18 protein-coding genes are annotated in these 18431 nt (G+C 22.5%); 16 read left to right on the plus strand and 2 right to left on the minus strand.

The window, feature by feature from the left end:
- A partial coding sequence (locus LJD32_RS07890) for a hypothetical protein (RefSeq protein WP_227392802.1) occupies positions 1-1930 on the minus strand: 1930 nt, incomplete at its 3' end.
- Between the two features lie 109 nt (positions 1931-2039).
- Between LJD32_RS07890 and LJD32_RS07895 the strand changes: the two genes are divergently transcribed.
- From LJD32_RS07895 to LJD32_RS07950, 12 genes are all read left to right on the plus strand, one after another.
- Positions 2040-2963: a tyrosine-type recombinase/integrase gene (locus tag LJD32_RS07895; RefSeq protein ID WP_227403813.1), complete on the plus strand. Its 924-nt coding sequence runs from the start codon at positions 2040-2042 to the stop codon at positions 2961-2963.
- Positions 2964-4303: 1340 nt separating this feature from the next.
- Positions 4304-5530 carry a lanthionine synthetase LanC family protein gene (locus LJD32_RS07900; protein WP_227392592.1) on the plus strand — a complete coding sequence of 409 codons (1227 nt, stop codon included), beginning with the start codon at positions 4304-4306 and terminating at the stop codon, positions 5528-5530.
- Between the two features lie 17 nt (positions 5531-5547).
- Complete coding sequence (locus LJD32_RS07905) at positions 5548-8523, plus strand: lantibiotic dehydratase (RefSeq protein WP_227392593.1); 2976 nt, start codon at positions 5548-5550, stop codon at positions 8521-8523.
- On the plus strand, positions 8510-10300 hold the full coding sequence (locus LJD32_RS07910; protein WP_195947410.1) for an ABC transporter ATP-binding protein: 1791 nt from the start codon (positions 8510-8512) through the stop codon (positions 10298-10300). Before LJD32_RS07905 ends, LJD32_RS07910 begins: the two co-directional genes overlap by 14 nt.
- 2 nt (positions 10301-10302) lie before the next feature.
- On the plus strand, positions 10303-10926 hold the full coding sequence (locus tag LJD32_RS07915; protein WP_227392594.1) for a hypothetical protein: 624 nt from the start codon (positions 10303-10305) through the stop codon (positions 10924-10926).
- Positions 10927-10931: 5 nt separating this feature from the next.
- A complete protein-coding gene (locus tag LJD32_RS07920; protein WP_227392595.1) occupies positions 10932-11594 on the plus strand; it encodes a glycosyltransferase in 663 nt (220 codons plus the stop codon).
- Positions 11584-12264 carry a flavodoxin family protein gene (locus LJD32_RS07925; RefSeq protein ID WP_227392596.1) on the plus strand — a complete coding sequence of 227 codons (681 nt, stop codon included), beginning with the start codon at positions 11584-11586 and terminating at the stop codon, positions 12262-12264. The genes LJD32_RS07920 and LJD32_RS07925 overlap by 11 nt, the downstream gene beginning before the upstream one ends.
- Before the next feature lie 28 nt (positions 12265-12292).
- Complete coding sequence (locus LJD32_RS07930; RefSeq protein WP_227392597.1) at positions 12293-12460, plus strand: hypothetical protein; 168 nt, start codon at positions 12293-12295, stop codon at positions 12458-12460.
- A gap of 23 nt (positions 12461-12483) precedes the next feature.
- A complete protein-coding gene (locus tag LJD32_RS07935) occupies positions 12484-12651 on the plus strand; it encodes a hypothetical protein (protein ID WP_155522460.1) in 168 nt (55 codons plus the stop codon).
- 12 nt (positions 12652-12663) lie between these two features.
- Positions 12664-13197: a hypothetical protein gene (locus LJD32_RS07940; protein WP_195932677.1), complete on the plus strand. Its 534-nt coding sequence runs from the start codon at positions 12664-12666 to the stop codon at positions 13195-13197.
- Between the two features lie 166 nt (positions 13198-13363).
- Positions 13364-13591 (plus strand): hypothetical protein, encoded by a 228-nt coding sequence (locus LJD32_RS07945; RefSeq protein ID WP_107030400.1) that lies wholly within the window; start codon positions 13364-13366, stop codon positions 13589-13591.
- Between the two features lie 246 nt (positions 13592-13837).
- Entirely contained in the window at positions 13838-14023 is a 186-nt protein-coding gene (locus LJD32_RS07950) for a hypothetical protein (protein ID WP_227392598.1), read from the plus strand.
- A 180-nt stretch (positions 14024-14203) separates the two neighbouring features.
- Here LJD32_RS07950 and LJD32_RS07955 read toward each other — a convergent pair whose 3' ends face one another.
- A complete protein-coding gene (locus tag LJD32_RS07955) occupies positions 14204-14386 on the minus strand; it encodes a hypothetical protein (protein ID WP_227392599.1) in 183 nt (60 codons plus the stop codon).
- A 1161-nt stretch (positions 14387-15547) separates the two neighbouring features.
- On the opposite strand from LJD32_RS07955, the gene LJD32_RS07960 reads away from it, so the two are divergent.
- From LJD32_RS07960 to LJD32_RS15625, 4 genes are all read left to right on the plus strand, one after another.
- Positions 15548-15685, plus strand: coding sequence for an AgrD family cyclic lactone autoinducer peptide (locus LJD32_RS07960; protein ID WP_107030401.1), 138 nt, complete (start codon positions 15548-15550; stop codon positions 15683-15685).
- Positions 15686-15817: 132 nt separating this feature from the next.
- On the plus strand, positions 15818-16513 hold the full coding sequence (locus LJD32_RS15490; RefSeq protein ID WP_227392705.1) for a LytR/AlgR family response regulator transcription factor: 696 nt from the start codon (positions 15818-15820) through the stop codon (positions 16511-16513).
- An 86-nt stretch (positions 16514-16599) separates the two neighbouring features.
- A complete protein-coding gene (locus LJD32_RS07970; RefSeq protein WP_227392706.1) occupies positions 16600-17727 on the plus strand; it encodes a hypothetical protein in 1128 nt (375 codons plus the stop codon).
- A gap of 429 nt (positions 17728-18156) precedes the next feature.
- Positions 18157-18414, plus strand: a complete 258-nt coding sequence (locus LJD32_RS15625) for an accessory gene regulator B family protein (protein WP_178814843.1) — start codon at positions 18157-18159, stop codon at positions 18412-18414.
- Positions 18415-18431: the final 17 nt, after the last annotated feature.

Consider the following 18431-nt stretch of genomic DNA (forward strand, 5'->3'; position numbering starts at 1 on the left):
TTGCGGACATTTGAGAAGATATAAAAAGATAGTCAAAAAGACATATATAATTTAAATCAAAATAATCTGCATTTTTTAAATCTGAAATAACTGTTTTATCAAATATATTATTTAACATTTTGATAGTAGCTCGATTATTCAATAGATAGTATTCCCGTATACCTTCAAGTTGATTATCTATTAATTTATTATTATATTCATTTGCCATTTTTAATTTTCCAAGATGTGCATAATTCATAGATAGTGCGATATATATTGAAGGCAAATATAATGGATCATTTAAATTTATTAGACTTGAAATACATTCATTATATATTGTATTTCCTTCTTTTAAATTAGATAATTCCGCTTTGTTTCGTAGATAGTAAGAGTATTCGGGATAATGTTTAAATTTTTCTATTTTATCTATATAATTGATTAATTGGGTTGTTTGTTTTATTGATTTTCTTTCCATAAATATTTTCATTTTATAAAGTATAATAATAAAAGTACATCGACTAGTATCATCATAATATTTCTCAATTTTATCAATAATATCTATAGATTTTTTTGTATCTCTATAATTAATAGCTTCTAATTCTGCTATTAATATATTATGAGCATTTCTTTTTTTGTTATAAATTTTATTTAGATAAAATTTGCCTTTTTCATAATCATCACATAATATACATAATTCAACAATAAACATTATTATTCTTTCATTAAATGAATCTATTTTTTCATCTTGTAAAAAATTTTTTTCTAATTCACTTATTATTATTTCTGGATACTTCCTTTTTATTGCCATTATTTTTAATTTTGGAAATAATTGAATGATTTCATTATTTTCTTTAAATAAACAATTAATTTTAAATAGAGATATTATGTCATTTTTGCTATTAAAATATTCTTTTAAAAAATTATATGCAATATAACCTTCTATATTATTATGATAGGATTCAACAATTTGATTGTACAATGACTTTGATAAACTTAATTTTGGTTTTTCTTCCAAAATGTTATTACTGATTAATTCATTTATTATAATATTATAATTACTTGATTCAAAATTTGATATGTTAATTGATTGATTATTTAAAAGTTGTACAATTTCTTCAACAGAGAAACTGATAGGAGATATATGAATAAGCTGAAGTATTATTTTTTGAATTTGATCTAATAAAATGTAATTAAATTCAGGTTCGTTATTTATATATAATGTTCTATACTTTTCAAATAATTTTATTAAATTACCGTTAACATGCTCGTAAAAATCTTTTATTTCTTTTAATTTAGGTCCACTTATTTTTGATAAATTAAAAAGTTGTTTTATTTCATTAAAATTTATAGGTTGAACATAATAATATTGACATTCTTTATTAATAGAATTAATTTCGTTTTTTATACAAATAAAATCATCCTTACAAAGAGTATACTCAAAAATAAAAATTGTTGTAGGTATCTCACTTGCCAAATTTAAAAATAAATCCATAGATTCCTTTTCTATAGATTGTGCATTTTTAAAATAGATAAAATTATTATCAAGATTCGATTCTAGATAGTTTCGTATAAGATTTATTTTATTTGCTATTTCAAGATTATTGAAGCCTATTATACTGCTGGTTTTATTCATTATAAAATTTTTTAATGAATTTATAAATAATGGTTTAATCCCTAATAGAAAATTTGTCATTCTATTTGATTTTTTTTCAATTGCATTTAGTAATAAATCAACATGATAAAACTCTTTCAAAGTTTTTTGCTTATGTGATCCTTCAACTATAATAGAATATTTTTTTATGTCAGATTGTTCTAAAATTTTATTTATCAATTCTGATTTACCTATACCGTTATCACCATAAATAATTAGGACATTTTTTATTTGATCATTTTGAGGTTTTAATAAATAAGGTAATTCGCTTCTTTCTTTAGTTCGATTAACAAATTTCATACTATTCTCCTTTATCTATCGATAACTTCTAATTATCGCTATAAAAGGCTATATAAAATAATTAACATTTCTATATAATTCATATTGTAATTTAAAGGAGAAATATGATATGAAAAAAATAGAATTAGAAAAACAATTAGAATCTTATTATGAAGATTGCAAATTTAGAAAAAGATTAAATGAAAAAACAATAAAAGCCTATACAATAGATTTAAATCAATATTTAGAATTTATTACTACTACAGAAATAAATCAAAAAATAATAAATGAATACATACACTACCTAAATAAAAAATATTTAAAATATAAAACTATTAAAAGAAAAATAGCAAGTGTAAAAGCTTTCTATTCTTACTTAGAATATGAAGAAATAATAGACTATTCCCCATTCAATAAAATAAAAACAAAAATAAAAGAACCTAAATTACTACCAAAAACAATTCAAAAAGATTATATCGATAAAATTATTCATCTATTATTAAAAGATTTAAAAAATTCAAAGACAGAATTCCAAAAAAAGATATCCTTAAGAAACATTACACTTATAAGCGTAATGTTTTCAACTGGAATCCGTGTATCTGAATTATGTAATATAAAACTAAAAGATATAGACTTATTAGAAAAGAAATTAAAAATATTTGGTAAAGGATCAAAGGAAAGAATTTTATATTTGGGAAATTCTAATGTAGTTCAATTATGTCAAATGTACCTAACTTATAATAATACATGTAAAAAGAATGAATATTTTTTTCTAAACAAATTCAATAAAAAGCTATCTGAACAAACCGTTCGCATATTGTTGAAAAAAATAGAAAGTGAATTAGAACTTTCGACACATATAACCCCTCATATGTTTAGACATACATTTGCTACAACTTTACTTGAAAAAGGTGTTGACATTAGATACATTCAAAACATATTGGGACATAGTTCAATATCGACAACACAAATATATACATATGTTACATATTCAAAACAAAAAGAAATATTAACTAACAAGAATCCAATAAATGATTATCAATTAAATATTTAAAATAATGAAAGATTTGGAATCTTTCTTACTTTGGGACACTATCTAAATAAAAATTTTGTATAATATAGAAAATTTTTAATATTTTATTTATCCACTATTGAGTAATAATAAAAATTTGAAATTATATGTCTTTTTTTTTGATTATTTCTAAAAAAGCGATATCAACATTAATAATAGTTATATTAATGTTGATATTTTTTTATTTTCAAATAATTTTTCTTATCAGTATCAATTTGTGAAATATTATGTAAGCGACGAATAAAATAGTGGATGAAAATATAGTAAATCACCAATGATAATTATAGTAGTTTTAGTGCCTAATTTTACTATACATGGAAGATGAGATTATGAATGTTTGTAAAAGTCAATATAAAAATGTAGATTTTGGACTAAATAATTTTGTGGGTTTTCTAACATTTTTATTTTATCCTTTACAAATGTTAAGAGTATTAATAACGACATCAAAACAAAGCAATGGATGAAGATAATAAGAAAGAGGGCTACCAATTAAAATGTGGTGTAAGACCTACTACAAATGGCTTAAGAAAGTAAGAACTATAACAGTTGAATCGGGAGCTATTTCAGTTCCAAACATTGTTTCTATAGATTAGAGTAATCTAAAAAATAAAATATTCATATAACCAAAGTCGACGTACGAATCGAAGTTTCCTGTCATATGGATATAAAAACAATAACAAATATTACTGGAGCTTTATTATGCTAGGTGATATATTCTATACAGAATATATTTACACAGCTGTTGGCTTATACTATACAAGATGCCTTGAATTATGAGGGGACTGCGTTTATTTTTAGAGTACCTATGACCGATTCATTAGATGAACATATTTACTGTTGATTGAAATTATGTGTTATAGAACACAATCGAAAGAACTGACTGCTTTCAACTTCTACGAAGGTAGTTGATAGTATTCAGTATGATTGAAATAGCAAAAGATAACAAACTGGATCTATATGATTATATTGAATTTATCCTGAATTATTTATCTCAATAAGATTTAGTTGAAAATTCAGAAAACTGGATTGTTTTTACCATGGAGTGAAGAGATAAAAGAAGAATTTGAAAGAAAAGCCGTTTAAATTGATTATCGGATCAAATTGAACGGCTTTTTAATACACTGTTTTATTTGGCGTTTACAGTGTTATTTTCAATAAGACTATCTTTTGAGTGAATGTTACTAAAATATTAAGTATGTAAAATTTTTTTAATTTTGTTAATAGAGGAGAGTTGTGCCATATATGTGTAACTTATAACAAATTAATACTTTTTATGCTTTATAGATGTTATTTTTTATATGTCAAAGAGATGAGGCGAAAAAATGAAGAAAGTGAAAAAGAATATTATAGATAACATAAACCTGAAATTAGAAAATTATAAACCAAATAATTTCCCAGAAACATTTGATTTAGTTATATATTATTATTTTTTGGCAATTTATTATAAAAAAACAAATTTAAATAAATATAGACAATATCTTGAATATTCAAAGGATCAACTAAATGAAATACTTAATAACCTAAAAAAGTATGATATTCCATTGGGTAGTTGGTACGGATTTACAGGAATAGCATATATGATAAGAGAATTATATGGTGAATGTCAAATATTGTATTCAATAGAAAATTTTGTTAAAGATCAATCTTTAAAATTAATTGTTAATGGGAAAAACCATGACTTGTTTAATGGAAAATATGATTTATTAAATGGTTTAACAGGGATTTTGTCATATTTTATTACATATCACAATGAACAATTAAATTATATAGAAGAATGTTTGAATTGGATGATTAAATTATTTGAGGAAGATTGTGAAATAATTAAATCAAAAAATATATGGATAAAAAATAAATATATAACAAATCCAATTTTTAAAAAAAAATATTCAGAAGGGTATATTGATTTAGGAGCAGCACACGGAATTATAGATTTCTTGTATATATTTTCTCTTGCGAAAAAAAATAACATAAAATGTAATAAATTAGATGAAACATATAATAAAATTTTAGAATTTTATATAAATATGTTTGTATTTTCAAATGATACATATTGGCCACAGATTATAACCAATAATGAAAATGATAGAAAATATGTATATAAAAAAAGATTTGCATGGTGTTACGGGAAATTGGGAATAATTAGAATACTCTTTTGTGCTGCTAATAATACAGAAAATATAGAATTAAAATCATGGATGATACAAGAAATGAAAAAAATAGATATAAATGATTTAAATTTAGAATGTCCTACATTTTGTCATGGGTATTCTGGATTATATTTAATTATTAATTTATTTTATATAGAAACTAAAGATGATTATTTTAGAATATTAAGTAATGTACTTGAAAGAAAAATATGGCAAATGGGAAATAAAAATAATAAGTATTATTTTTATAAATATGATAAAGACTACATAAATAATAAAGATATTTATGAGTATGAAAAATTAAATTCAATAGATGGTTTATTTTCGATTTTAATACCCTATTTTTTAAAAGAAAGTAATTATTTTTATAATATGTACACAAAATCATTATTTTTAGTATAAAGAGGAGGATATAAAAAATGAAATGCAAAAATGATTTTATGATAAGAATACCTTATAATTCATTTGATTATTATAAGGAATCAATAGAAAACAAAGAGAATTTATCACTAGATAAATTTAAAGAAAATTTATTGATATCTTCATCTGGCTTATATGATATTATTTCAAAAAAAGAAAAAATAAATAATGATGAATTGATTTCGTTAACTAAATATTTAATAAGAAGTTCAACAAGATGTACACCATATGGTTTAAATTCGAGTGTGATGATTGGAAATTTTAAAGAAGACAATATATTAAATATACATAAGAAACATCATAAAAAATCTAGGCCTGATATGTCTTGGTTAATTGAAATTATAAAAAAATTAGAAAAAGATGTAGGTATTAAGCTAAAGGTAATAATAAATGATACCAATAGATTTGTTGGTGAAAAGGTCTTGAAAAAATGGAATAGTTGTTATGTGAAAAATGCACGTGAAAGTGAAAGAAAGATATATATTAATAATACCAAAGCAGTAAAGTATGTATTTGATATGTGTAAACAATATATTTCTATTGAAGATATTATCAAAAATTTAAAATCAAATTCAATTGGTGTTAAAGAAGAATCAATAATTGAATTCATTAGTAGTTTACTAGACAATGAATTCTTAATAAGCGACTTAAGACCAAATACTTTAATTACTGATCCATTAGGATATGTATTAGAAAAACTTGAGGGATACAATGTTAGTACAGAATTATTTTGTAAATTATTAGAACTAAGAAGTATGTTAGATAATTATGAAAAGACTGATATAGGTGAAGGTGAAGAAATTTATAAAAATATAATTAATTTTATGGAAAGTATTAATGTATCCGATAATTATCTTCAAATAGATATGTATAATACGTCAAAAATATCTTTAAATAACAAAGTAAAAAGTGATATTGAAGATTTTGCAAATTTTCTTGCTAAATATAGATATAATGAAACATTTTTTGATTATTCGATGAAATTTAAAGAAAAATATGGAAATCAGGCTGTAAAATATCTTGATTTAATAGATGAAGAAACGGGTTTAGGATTTCCACATTCCGATGATAAAAATTCTTTAAAATATAATGATAATATTATTTGTGAAATTTTATTAGCAATGTCTGAAAATAAAACAAATAATTTAAAGTTAGAAAATTATATGGTAAATAATATAACATACAAAGAAAATGTTTCGCAAACAGGAGGAGAATTAGCTTTATATTTATATAATGAAAAAAATACGTTAAAGTATATGATAAGTCCCTTGATGGGATCAAATACTGAATATAAAATTTCAGGAAGATTCGAATATTTATTTTCTAATGAAGAAAAGCATAAAAAGGATTCTTTAGTTAAGGAAGTTGAAGTATGTTTTATACCTCAAAATGCAAGATACAATAATGTTATGATGTGTAAATCAAATAAAAGTGCATATGTTGAATATGGGACAAATACAATTATTCAAAATAAAGAAAGAATAGATATCGAAGATATATATGTAATAGTTGATAATCAAAACTATATTAGGTTTGTTCAAAAATCTACAAATGAAATTATAGAGTTTTATGCATCTAATATGTTCAATATAAATGCATATCCACAAGAGTTAAGAACACTTATTGAGGTAACTAATAAACAGAAGTTGTTATTTACAAGTTTTTATACAGCTTTGCAACACTATATTTTACAAGTAAAAGGTTATTTGCCACGAATAAGTTACAAAAATTTTATTTTATTTCCAGCTTCTTATACATTGCCGAAGGATTTTGATTTTAAAAACAAAGATGTAACATTAAAAAATATATATGAATATATAAAAGAAATGAAGAAAAAATACAACTTTTCTAATCTAGTTAGTGTAGGACCATTAGATCAAAGAATGCTTTTAAATGTAGAAAATAGGGTACATTTAAATATTTTATATAATCTACTTAAAGGAGATAGTACATTAAGAATTTATGAAAATATTTTTGAAGAATCAAATCTTCCAATATATGATGAAAATAATGAAAAATATGTTAGTGAGATAATAGTTCATTTATCACCATGTCAAAAAAAATATAAAGATAAGTTAATTTTACCAGATGATATTCAGTATATAGATACAAATAAATATTTAATGTATTCAAAATTTCCTTTAGAAAATTGGCTAAGTATTAAATTGTATTCCAATGACGATGTACATAATCACATTTTAATTAATTCTATTTCAAAATTAAATAATATTTTAAAACAAAAACAGTATAATAGTAGACTATTTTTTATTAGATATAAGGATCCAAAATCACATATAAGACTAAGAATTAAGTATTCCAATGAGAAATTAAAAGATATTGTAGGACTTGTAAGTGATATGATTAAAGATTTAAAGGAAAATAATTTAATAACAGAATGTGTTATGGATACATACTTTCAAGAATTTGAGAGATATGGAGGAGCTAATAACTTTTATTTTGCAGAAGAAACCTTTTTTTCAAATAGTGAATTAGCTATAGGACTTCTAAAATTGTATGAATACAATTTTACAAAATTAAAATTAACTGATTTATTTATTATAAGTTGTTATAAGTTAATAGAAGATTTAGATATTAATTCGGAAGATAAACTATACTATTTAGAAAATTTTAATATTGGAAAAAAATATAATAAAGAATTTGAACAAATAAAAATAAGAACAGGGCATTATTTGAAAAATCATGATAATTGGCAAAATTATAGAACTTCAGAAGAAGGAATAAGATTATTAATTAACCTAGATAACTATGAGAATGATTTTATTAGTTACTGGAATAAAATTAATAGTAGCATCAATTCTAAAGAAAGAAAAAAGGGAATATTATTAAGTATTTTTCATATGCAATTCAATCGAATGATAGGAATAAATAGAAAATTAGAAAATAGAACAATGGGATATTTAAGAAAAATTATTTATAACCAAATTATGAGGGAAAAATATTATGGAAAGAAATAATATACTAAAAAAAACAAAAGTGATTTCAAAAAATATTATAGAAACCATGAAGCTTTTACTAAGGTATGAAAAAAAATATATATTTTTATCATTATTTTTGAATATTTCAGTTAGTACGTTACCTTTTATTTCTATTATTATTTCTCAAAAAATGCTTAATATGCTTCAAATTGGAGGGGAAAAAAGTACTTTAATTAAAGTTTTAATATTATATACAACGATAAAAATGGTTTCCCTTATTTTGAATAATTTTAATTCATATTACTTAACTAAGTACAGTGATTATTTATTTTATCATTTAAATGTTTTATTTTTAGACAAATGTTCAAGGCTTGATTATCAAGATTTCGAAAATCCACAAATATATGATGCTTTACAAAGAGCAGAACAACAAATAGGCATTAGACCATTAAGTCTTTTTAAAAATATATTGTCCTTAATTTCAGGGTTAGTAAGTTTTATAGTTTCGTTAATTATATTATCAAATTGGCATTTATGGTCATTGATAGGGTTTATTATCTTACCATTTGCAGCTTACAAATATTTTATTGAAATTAATAAAAAAGAATACGATATGGTATACAAAAGAGCAGAAAATGAAAGAAAGGGATGGTATTTATCACATTTAATTATTAAAGATTATTTTGTAAAAGAAGTTAAAATGTTAAATTTATCTGAATATTTAATAAGAAAATTTAAGAATATAAAAAAAGAAATATTTAATGAAAATATAATTATTAATAAGAGAAAAAATATTTTTAATTTCTTTTATCAACTTTTAAATACATTATTTTCGCTAATAATTGTGGCATTAGCGATGTTAGAAGCGTTATCTTCAAAATTATTATTAGGGAGTTTAATGACTTATATTAATACGACTACTAAAGTTGAATCTGCAATTAATAATATTGCTAGTTCGTGTTTTTCATTATATACGGATAGTGTTTATTGTGAATATATTTTATCTTTTTTTAGATTAGTGGACAATAAAAAGTACCAAAATAATGAAGAAAAAATAAAAATAGATTCTATTAAAAATATAGAATTAAAAAATGTTTCATACAGATATAAAAATAGAAAAAATTATTCGTTAAAGAATATCTCATTAAAATTAAATTCTGGCGAAATAAATGCACTTGTTGGTGAAAATGGTTCAGGTAAAACAACTTTAATTAAAATACTAACAGGATTATATACTGATTATGAAGGAACTGTTTTAGTTAATGATATTGATTTAAGAAAAATTGATATGAAAGACTATCAAAACAAAATTTCTACAGTTTTTCAAGATTATAACAATTATGAATTTGATGCAAAAAATAACATTGGTGTTGGGGATATAACACAAATTAATAACAAAGAAAAAATAATAAAAGCGGCTAAACTGACAGGTGCAGATGATATTATTCAAACATTACCAAATAAGTATGATCAACAATTAGGAAATTGGTTTTCTGGAGGTATACAATTATCTGGTGGCCAATGGCAAAAAATTGCTATTGCTCGCTCTTTGATTAGATGTGCAAGTATGTATATTTTAGATGAGCCTACTGCTGCACTTGATCCATCTGCGGAATATTCATTTTTTAAGAATTTTAGAAATAATATTTTAGATAAAATAGGAATTTTTGTTACACATAGATTTTCTAATGTCAAGATCGCAGATAATATTTTTGTACTTAAAGATGGAAAATTAATTGAACAAGGAACACATAAGTCACTGATGAATAATAAAGGTGATTATGCCAAATTATATAATATACAGATAGGAGAATAAAAATGAATATATTATTGTTAATGTCTTCTCCAAGAAGTCATATTACTCTTGTAGAAGTACTAATAAGAGAATTAATAAATAAACAAAATGTAGTTTATTGTATGAGTACATCCAATAATAAAGATATGCTTGAAAGTTATGGTGCAAAGTTTATTGAATATCCCGATTATATTGTTCCTGCTTCTTGTAATAATATTGATGTTGATTTGGTTATGAAAAAAACAGACGAACTATGGAAAAAAGGTAAAATTAAAGAAGGTTATGATTATATAACTGAAAAAGACATAGAATCTGTTTTTGATATAACATTAAAACAAATAGATTATATTTGTGAAATTGTAGAAAAATTTAACATCAATTTAATGTTTCGAGATGCTGTGGATAAATTAGGAAGATTGGTTGCTGATAAAATGAATATTAAATGCATTGGATATATGACACATAATATTTATTCAAAAAGATACTTTGAGCAGAATCCAAATGATTTATATGCTGTATTTATGAATGCTAAATGGCGTATAAAAAACTTACCAAATGAATATTTTCTTGATTTAAGAGAGAGAGCAGAAAAATTATATAAGAAATATGGGGAAAAAATTTTCCAATTTATACTCATCATCAGTTAGATCCAATGACTGAATTTACACTAATTTTTTCAAGTGAAAAATTTCAACCGGTATCATCATTTTATGAAAATAGAAAGTATTTAATAATCAAACCAGAAAAATCTGTATTTAAAATAGAAGAAAATATAGATGATAAATTAATAAAATTTATTGAATCATACAAAAAAATCATATATATATCTTCAGGTTCATTTGTAACACAATCATATTATTATTATAAAAATTTTGTAAATGCTCTTTCAAAATTTAATATTGGAGTTGTTATGGCAGTTGGAAAATTTTCAGAGCCCCTAAATAACTATATAAGAGAAAATAAAATAAATAATATTTACATTTCTAGTTTTATACCTCAAAAATTTATTTTATCAAAAACAGATGTCTTTATTACATCAGGAGGTCATAATAGTATATTAGAAGCAATTTATTATAAGGTTCCAATGTTAATTACTCCAATTAGTAGTGAACAAAGAATGAATGGATTATTATTAGAAGAATTAGGAATAGGTGAAACAACCTATTCATTAAATAAAAATGCTTCAATTTCATCACAAATAAATAAATTATTAAGAAAACAGTTGAATGTAAATAAATTAAATGAAATTTCAAATGATTTAAGAAATCAAAATAATAATTTTAAATCTATGTGGGATTATATTTATGATAATTAAAAGTACAAAAAAATTGTTGCATATTAATGGAGATCATTACAATGAGAAGAAAACAACAATGAAAATCTATAAACAATTAAAATTAGAAATAAAAAAAAGATACTATTTAGAAGAAATTTTTATAGATGATAGTTACTTAAATTTTATAAATAATTGTATTGGTTGTAAAACTTGCTTTAAAACTGGAAATTGTATTTATGATAACAAGGATAGAATTATTGAAATAAAAAACAAACTATTAGGCGCAGATATTATTGTTATTTCAACACCAATATTTATTGATAATATATCAGGTAATTTAAAAACACTATTTGACAGATTATCATATTGGTTTCATACGATGCCATTGAAAGGTAAAAAGTGTATTCTAATAATTTCTACATATAGAACAGGTATAAATGAAGTATCTAATTATTTATATAAAATATGTAGTTATTTAGGGTTAGAAGTAGTGGGATTAATAACCAGTGATTATAAAACAACTAAAAATGTCCTATGTAATGAAATAGATATATCTTTAGATTATTTGGAAACAGGATTATTAAAGAAATGTACAAATGTAGCTTATAGTGATTATATATATAATTTATATGATAAATTATATAAAGATATGTTAAAAAATAATCTTATTACTTTTGAATTAGCTTACTGGTGTAAATTACATCAATAAGTGGTTATAGAAGAAAGGAGGGAAAAATATGGATAAAGAATTACAATTAGAAGACTTCAATTTAGATTTGTATGATGAAGGTAATGGAGAGGATGATGGTGTTGGAGTATATTCTTCAGTAGTAGGAACAAATAGCTCTACATCAATTGTCTGTGCAACATTAACAAACTTCACAGAAGGATGCGATTATTGCTAAAAAAGTAGAAAGGAGAAAAAATTATGGATAAAGAATTACAATTAGAAGATTTCAATTTGGATTTGTATGATGAAGGTAATGGAGAAGATGATGGTGTTGGAGTATATTCTTCAGTAGTAGGAACAAATAGCTCTACATCAATTGTCTGTGCAACATTAACAAATTTCACAGAAGGATGCAATTATTGCTAAGGCAAAAATACAATGAATAAAAGTTATATAACATTATCAAAAACTAATATTTTTAATGCAGTAATTTCAATAAATAGTAAAAATGAACAAAAATATTATCACAAATATAAACCTGAGATTGGTGTTAATATAACAGCTAATAGTATAGAATTACATTCAATTGGTTCATTAACTGGTAAATGGAAACAAGAGCCATTTAAAATAATTAATTATTCAGAAATAGAAAAAATAGAAGTATCAATTTGCAGAAGAAATTATGGTGCTATTTCGGGAATAATTGTAAATGAATACCATATTGATTTAATTATTGAATTATTAGATGGATATTCTTATCAATTAGAAACGCAATCATGGGATAATTTTATTTACATGATAGAAAAATTAAAGTTAGAAAAAGTGTTAGTGGATGATATATTAAATGTTTATGAAAATTACAAACAGTATAGAAAAAAATATTTTGAAAAGTTAGATAAAACTTTTGATGATATTGCTAATCAATACCATTTAGATTCATATAGATCAAGCAATAAAAGAAAAGGGTGTTAAAAGCCAATGCCATTAAGTTAAGAGTTTATGGCTATAGGAGGTTTACATTAAAGTAGACCTCTTTTTTATTTTTAATATTGACATGGCTATAAAGTATGCAGTCTATTATCAATAGATTTTATTGATAATAGGTCAATTTTTTATAGATATTGTCGGAGTTGTTTTTATGGATAACTATAAGTATTTGAAAAATATTTTATATCATATCATTGATGATATGAACAATTCTTGTTCTCTTTTTTGTGAAAATCCGGATACTGATTTTATTCGTTCTTGTAAACTTGATTTTAAAACTACTTCCATCCTTTGTATGGAAACAAGTTCTTTAAAAGATAAATTTTATCAATTATTTGATTATTCTTCGACTACTCCTGCTTCTTCCACTTTTGTATAATCCAAAAGTAAGATTAAAATGGAAGCTTTTTTCATATTCTTAATACTTTCAACAAGAAAATATATGATGAAAAGTTCTTTAAAGAATATCGCTTTTGGCTGTAGATGGATGTGAGCTTCTTATCGACAATGCTTTTTAGGATAATGAAACAACTGTTAGAAACTGTAATAAATAGGACAAAACATACAGTGTATTCTATCTAAATGTTTCTTATGATTTATTGGAATTTACTTTTGATATCTTATCATGCAAAGAAAAGCTATAATGGATGAAAATGATGTTCTCTGTAAAATAGTTGACTGTTACCAAAGTAATAAAGATAACAAAGAATATGAATCTTACAATGGTATTGAAAATGTTTTAAAATTTGACAATAAATATCTGATTAGGGTAAAAAATATTCATTTTAGAACGAGTTGTCCAGATTATTAGGACCATTTCCAGATGATGAATTTGATTTAGATGTAAGTAGAATCCTTGTATTAAAAAATATAAAGATGGTAATGGCATGCTTTCATTACTACAAATGGTATCCTAAAAATATGGGATTTGATTATTATATAAAAGCAATCCATAAAGCATATTTTTCAATATTTCTTTTCATATATCTTTTTATTGTTTCTCTTTGTTATCTTTGATTTTTATAAAAGATGAAATAAGCAATTCAATACCAGTAAGTAATCCTAATAAAATATCTATAAAATCAATACTGCTTTTCAAACTAATCAATTTATAGAATTGAATTAAAATTGAAATGACACTTAATATAGCAGCTAAATATAATGAATTTTTCATCTTCAAGTTCTCCTTAATAAGATTATAAATTATTATATAACACACATTTTTATGGCAAACCATTATTTTAAGCGGCTCACACCTTGGCATATTCACTGATATGCCAAAAGATTGTTCTATTTTGCCCTAATTTAAACCTAAAATAACCTAATTTTGAACATAGTCCTACAATGAGAACATATAAAAATTCCTTATGTAGAAAGGATTTTAAAATAGTTACATATATATGCTCCACTTAGTAATGTAGGGGTCAAAATTATGAAAATGTCTCTTTTTTAGTTACAACAAAGTAAAAATCAGAAGAATATTTTTATTTGATATCTCTTTTGATTATATTTATTTCATCATAATTTAATAACATTGTATTAAAAGCAGCCTTTTTAATTATAAAACCAGTATCACATGCTATGCATGTGGTAACAGAATAGCTTTAGCATTGAGAAAAAACTTCAGTGATATACTGAAAATAGCTTGAAAATTAAAAATGAAAAAGTAAAGTGGAGTTGTTTACGAATGAGTTAATGAAAACGTTGTAGACTTTAGATTTCAGTCAGTAGAAACTTTGACGTCAAAATAATGTACTCTTTTTGGATGTGGATATAGTATATTTTTTGATATTGGAATGATTAAATATATTGTAGTAATTCTTTTTTTAATCAAAAATTTTAATTGATTAGATAGTTTATACTATTTTATTTTTAATAGTTTTTTTGCATTTATATTTTTTTATTATGTTTGATCTTTTCTACTATGTTATTATAGAACAAAAAATTTTTTCTAAGTAAATTACTAATAATTTTTTTGAGCTAATGTTTTAATTAGTTAAGTATTTTCATTTATCATAAATTATTTTATGAGTATATAATCTAGAATCATGTGTGTTTTCTAATACAGTTTAGTCTAAATATTTTTTAATACATAACTAGGAGAAAAATTTAAATTATTATATCAATATATTTGTTTCATTTCTAAATATAGGTATTTTTGCAATCATAATTTTAAAAAAATAAATGTGTAATATAACGCAAAATCATTTTCTTTATAAAATAGAATTAATCACGTTATGTTTTTGTTAGTTGTGACATATTTTTGTTAGTTACGTAGATAATAAATACAAATGCTTAAAGATACTATAAAGTTAAATATGGAGGGAAAAGGAATATGAAAAAAATTAAATTGAAAAAGAATATGGTAAATTTTCTATTAACAGTATTGGCTTTTATGGCTACTGCAGGAGTTAATAATTACTCTATTAGTGGATTATATCAACCAAAAAAACCAGATGATTTTTGTTTTTAAAGTACATACAATATCAAAAAATAATTAAATCAATGTATCGATGTATCTTTAGAATTGTATATGAAAGTATTTAATTGTGTCAATAATTATGATAAAATTATTTTAATAATGATATAGTGAGAGGTACATATAGTGAATATAGCAATTGTAGATGATGATGTTGATTTTTCTAGTGAACTTCAACAATATGTAAAAAAGTTTATTGAAAGATTGTACACTAGGTATGAGATTGATATTATAAATAATAATTTTTTTAATAATACTTTAGATAAAACCTATGATATTGTTTTTTTGGATATTGATTTAAAAGAAATAAACGGAATAAATATAGGAAAGAAATTATTAGTTTCTGAAGCGAATCCTATAATTATCTTTGTATCATCAAGAGATGATTTAGTGTTTTCGTCGCTTTCAGTTAGACCATTTTATTTTGTACGAAAGTCATATTTAAAACAAGATTTAGAAGAAATGTTTATTTTGTTAAAGACGTATTTAAAAGAAACAATGCAATTATTTACTTTTGATTTTCATGGAAGAAAAACAAACTTATTTTTAAAAGATATTTATTTTATAGAATCCAGTGGACATGATGTTACTTTATATACTAAAAATGGAAAATATTGCTATAGATCAACTATGAAAAATATCTTGGATAATTTGGGAACAGAAACAATTGTACAATTTCAAAAATCATTTTCAGTAAATTTAGATTATATTAAGGAAATAGAAAAAAATACTATTATTTTAAAAAATAATGAAGAATTTAATATAGGCAGAAAATTTAAAAATAATGTTATACAAAAATACAAGGAGCACTTTTTACGATGACAATATATAATTATTTTATAAATTTTTTAGAGGGTCTATTATTGAGTTCATTCATGGCATATTATTTCAATGTTAAGAGGAAAAAAATGTATATTTTAATAACAACGATAATTTGTTTTTTTGAAATATCTATTTCAAATTACTACAATACATTTGATCAGTTGTTGATATTTATTGTAATTGCAACATTATTTATCTCTTTATTGAAATTAAAAACAGAAAGTTTGTTTGAAAAAATTATTATTTGTTCTATAGCAGGAATATTTTTATACTTGGCAAACTTATTGTCAATGCTTGTTACAACTTTTATATTTAATATTAGCACATTAGAAATTTATACAAAAAATTATTATGTATTCTGTACAATATTATCTAAATTTATTTTGTTATGTTTTATAATATTCGCTTGTATTTTTAAACGACATTTTTATGATTCTTTAACAATGAAGAATGGATGGGCTATCCTATTATTATGTCTAACGATTGAATATACTATTGCTGTATTACTAGAAACGTTATTAACAGGTGCTTTTTCTACAAAAAAAGGTGTTTCATTAACAATATCCCTTATTGTTATAAGTGGTTTGTTTCTATTTATATTTAGAAAATTACAGACTGATAATGAAAAGAGACTTCAATATGAACTTAAACTTCAAAAGAATCATTTTAGTGAAGAAAATTATAGTAAAATGAAATATATGTATAATGAAATCATCGAAACAGAACATAGAATGATGTATATATTAATAGGAATAAAGAAATATTTAGAGTCAAACCAAATAGATAAAGCAAATTTTATGTTAGAACAATATATTACAAAAGTTAAGAGATTCTCAGCTACAATAAATACTAATAATCCATATTTTGACTTTGTTTTAAGTTCAAAAATACATGAGTTTATGTATGATGATATTTTTTTAAAAAACACGTTATTTATATGTGAAAATCCTATTTACGATACGAATGAATTTTGTGATTTAATTATTTACTTGTTAGATAGTTTTAAAGATAATTTAAATTCTAAAACAGGGTTAAGTTTAGGAATTCATCAAGAAAATAATTTCATAATTATGGAGATAATAGGTGATTTAAAAGAATATAAAATTACAGATACTTTATATAAAAAAATTGAATATTTTACAACAGATTACTCTTTAAAAAATGTGGCAAGTATTTATACATTGAAATTAGTTATTGATATTGATATTGAGTAAATATATAATTTAAAATAAAGAGGGGATTCTCATATTTTGATTATCAAATAGTGTGGCTTGAGTTCAGGCTCCATGTCAATAATGGAGAGGCTTAAGAGATAGCGAAAGCTATCTCTTTTCTTTACTCAAATTCATATGAAATTCTTAGATAAAGAAGAAACACCTTTCTTAAATTGTGATAGTGTTTATATATAGATATTACGTTTTGCAAGTTTGATCTTTTAACAAAAAATACATTCCTATGTTCTATCGTTTCTTATTATGCATAAGTAAAAGTTAAAAATTGATATTAACTATTTTTTTAAATTTTTGAATGATATTATTTAATACTAATAAAGTAAGTTATGCCATATTTAGGTTAGATGTGCCTAAATACATGTATAAAAATTTTCCTAATGTATAATTAATTTGAGAAAGGGAGATGGTATAATGAATAATTATATTATAAATAAATCAGTAAGAAATGACTATATAAAAGAAAAAGAACGATCGAGTTATCGATATGGAATGGATGTTTTAATTTTAAATTTGATACCAATTTTTATAATTTTAGTTATTTTAGTTGTAACAAGAAATATTGAATTTGCTATATTATTCCTATTATTTTTTATTCCTATATTGTTTATCAAGTTCAACAAACATGTTAGATATCTTAATTTTTTACCATTATTGTATAGGACGAGTTGATTTAAAAAGAGAAAATT

The organism is Faecalibacillus sp. TM498 (genome assembly GCF_020589955.1).
Classification (GTDB): Bacteria; Bacillota_I; Bacilli_A; order Erysipelotrichales; family Coprobacillaceae; genus Faecalibacillus; species Faecalibacillus intestinalis.

Bases quoted from the DNA above. Each gene is read 5' to 3' on its own strand.
- LJD32_RS07895 (WP_227403813.1), top strand. From the start codon at position 2,040: ATGAAAAAAATAGAATTAGAAAAACAATTAGAATCTTATTATGAAGAT.
- LJD32_RS07900 (WP_227392592.1), top strand. From the start codon at position 4,304: ATGAAGAAAGTGAAAAAGAATATTATAGATAACATAAACCTGAAATTA.
- LJD32_RS07905 (WP_227392593.1), top strand. From the start codon at position 5,548: ATGAAATGCAAAAATGATTTTATGATAAGAATACCTTATAATTCATTT.
- LJD32_RS07910 (WP_195947410.1), top strand. From the start codon at position 8,510: ATGGAAAGAAATAATATACTAAAAAAAACAAAAGTGATTTCAAAAAAT.
- LJD32_RS07915 (WP_227392594.1), top strand. From the start codon at position 10,303: ATGAATATATTATTGTTAATGTCTTCTCCAAGAAGTCATATTACTCTT.
- LJD32_RS07920 (WP_227392595.1), top strand. From the start codon at position 10,932: ATGACTGAATTTACACTAATTTTTTCAAGTGAAAAATTTCAACCGGTA.
- LJD32_RS07925 (WP_227392596.1), top strand. From the start codon at position 11,584: ATGATAATTAAAAGTACAAAAAAATTGTTGCATATTAATGGAGATCAT.
- LJD32_RS07930 (WP_227392597.1), top strand. From the start codon at position 12,293: ATGGATAAAGAATTACAATTAGAAGACTTCAATTTAGATTTGTATGAT.
- LJD32_RS07935 (WP_155522460.1), top strand. From the start codon at position 12,484: ATGGATAAAGAATTACAATTAGAAGATTTCAATTTGGATTTGTATGAT.
- LJD32_RS07940 (WP_195932677.1), top strand. From the start codon at position 12,664: ATGAATAAAAGTTATATAACATTATCAAAAACTAATATTTTTAATGCA.
- LJD32_RS07945 (WP_107030400.1), top strand. From the start codon at position 13,364: ATGGATAACTATAAGTATTTGAAAAATATTTTATATCATATCATTGAT.
- LJD32_RS07950 (WP_227392598.1), top strand. From the start codon at position 13,838: ATGCAAAGAAAAGCTATAATGGATGAAAATGATGTTCTCTGTAAAATA.
- LJD32_RS07955 (WP_227392599.1), bottom strand. From the start codon at position 14,386: ATGAAAAATTCATTATATTTAGCTGCTATATTAAGTGTCATTTCAATT.
- LJD32_RS07960 (WP_107030401.1), top strand. From the start codon at position 15,548: ATGAAAAAAATTAAATTGAAAAAGAATATGGTAAATTTTCTATTAACA.
- LJD32_RS07970 (WP_227392706.1), top strand. From the start codon at position 16,600: ATGTATATTTTAATAACAACGATAATTTGTTTTTTTGAAATATCTATT.
- LJD32_RS15625 (WP_178814843.1), top strand. From the start codon at position 18,157: ATGAATAATTATATTATAAATAAATCAGTAAGAAATGACTATATAAAA.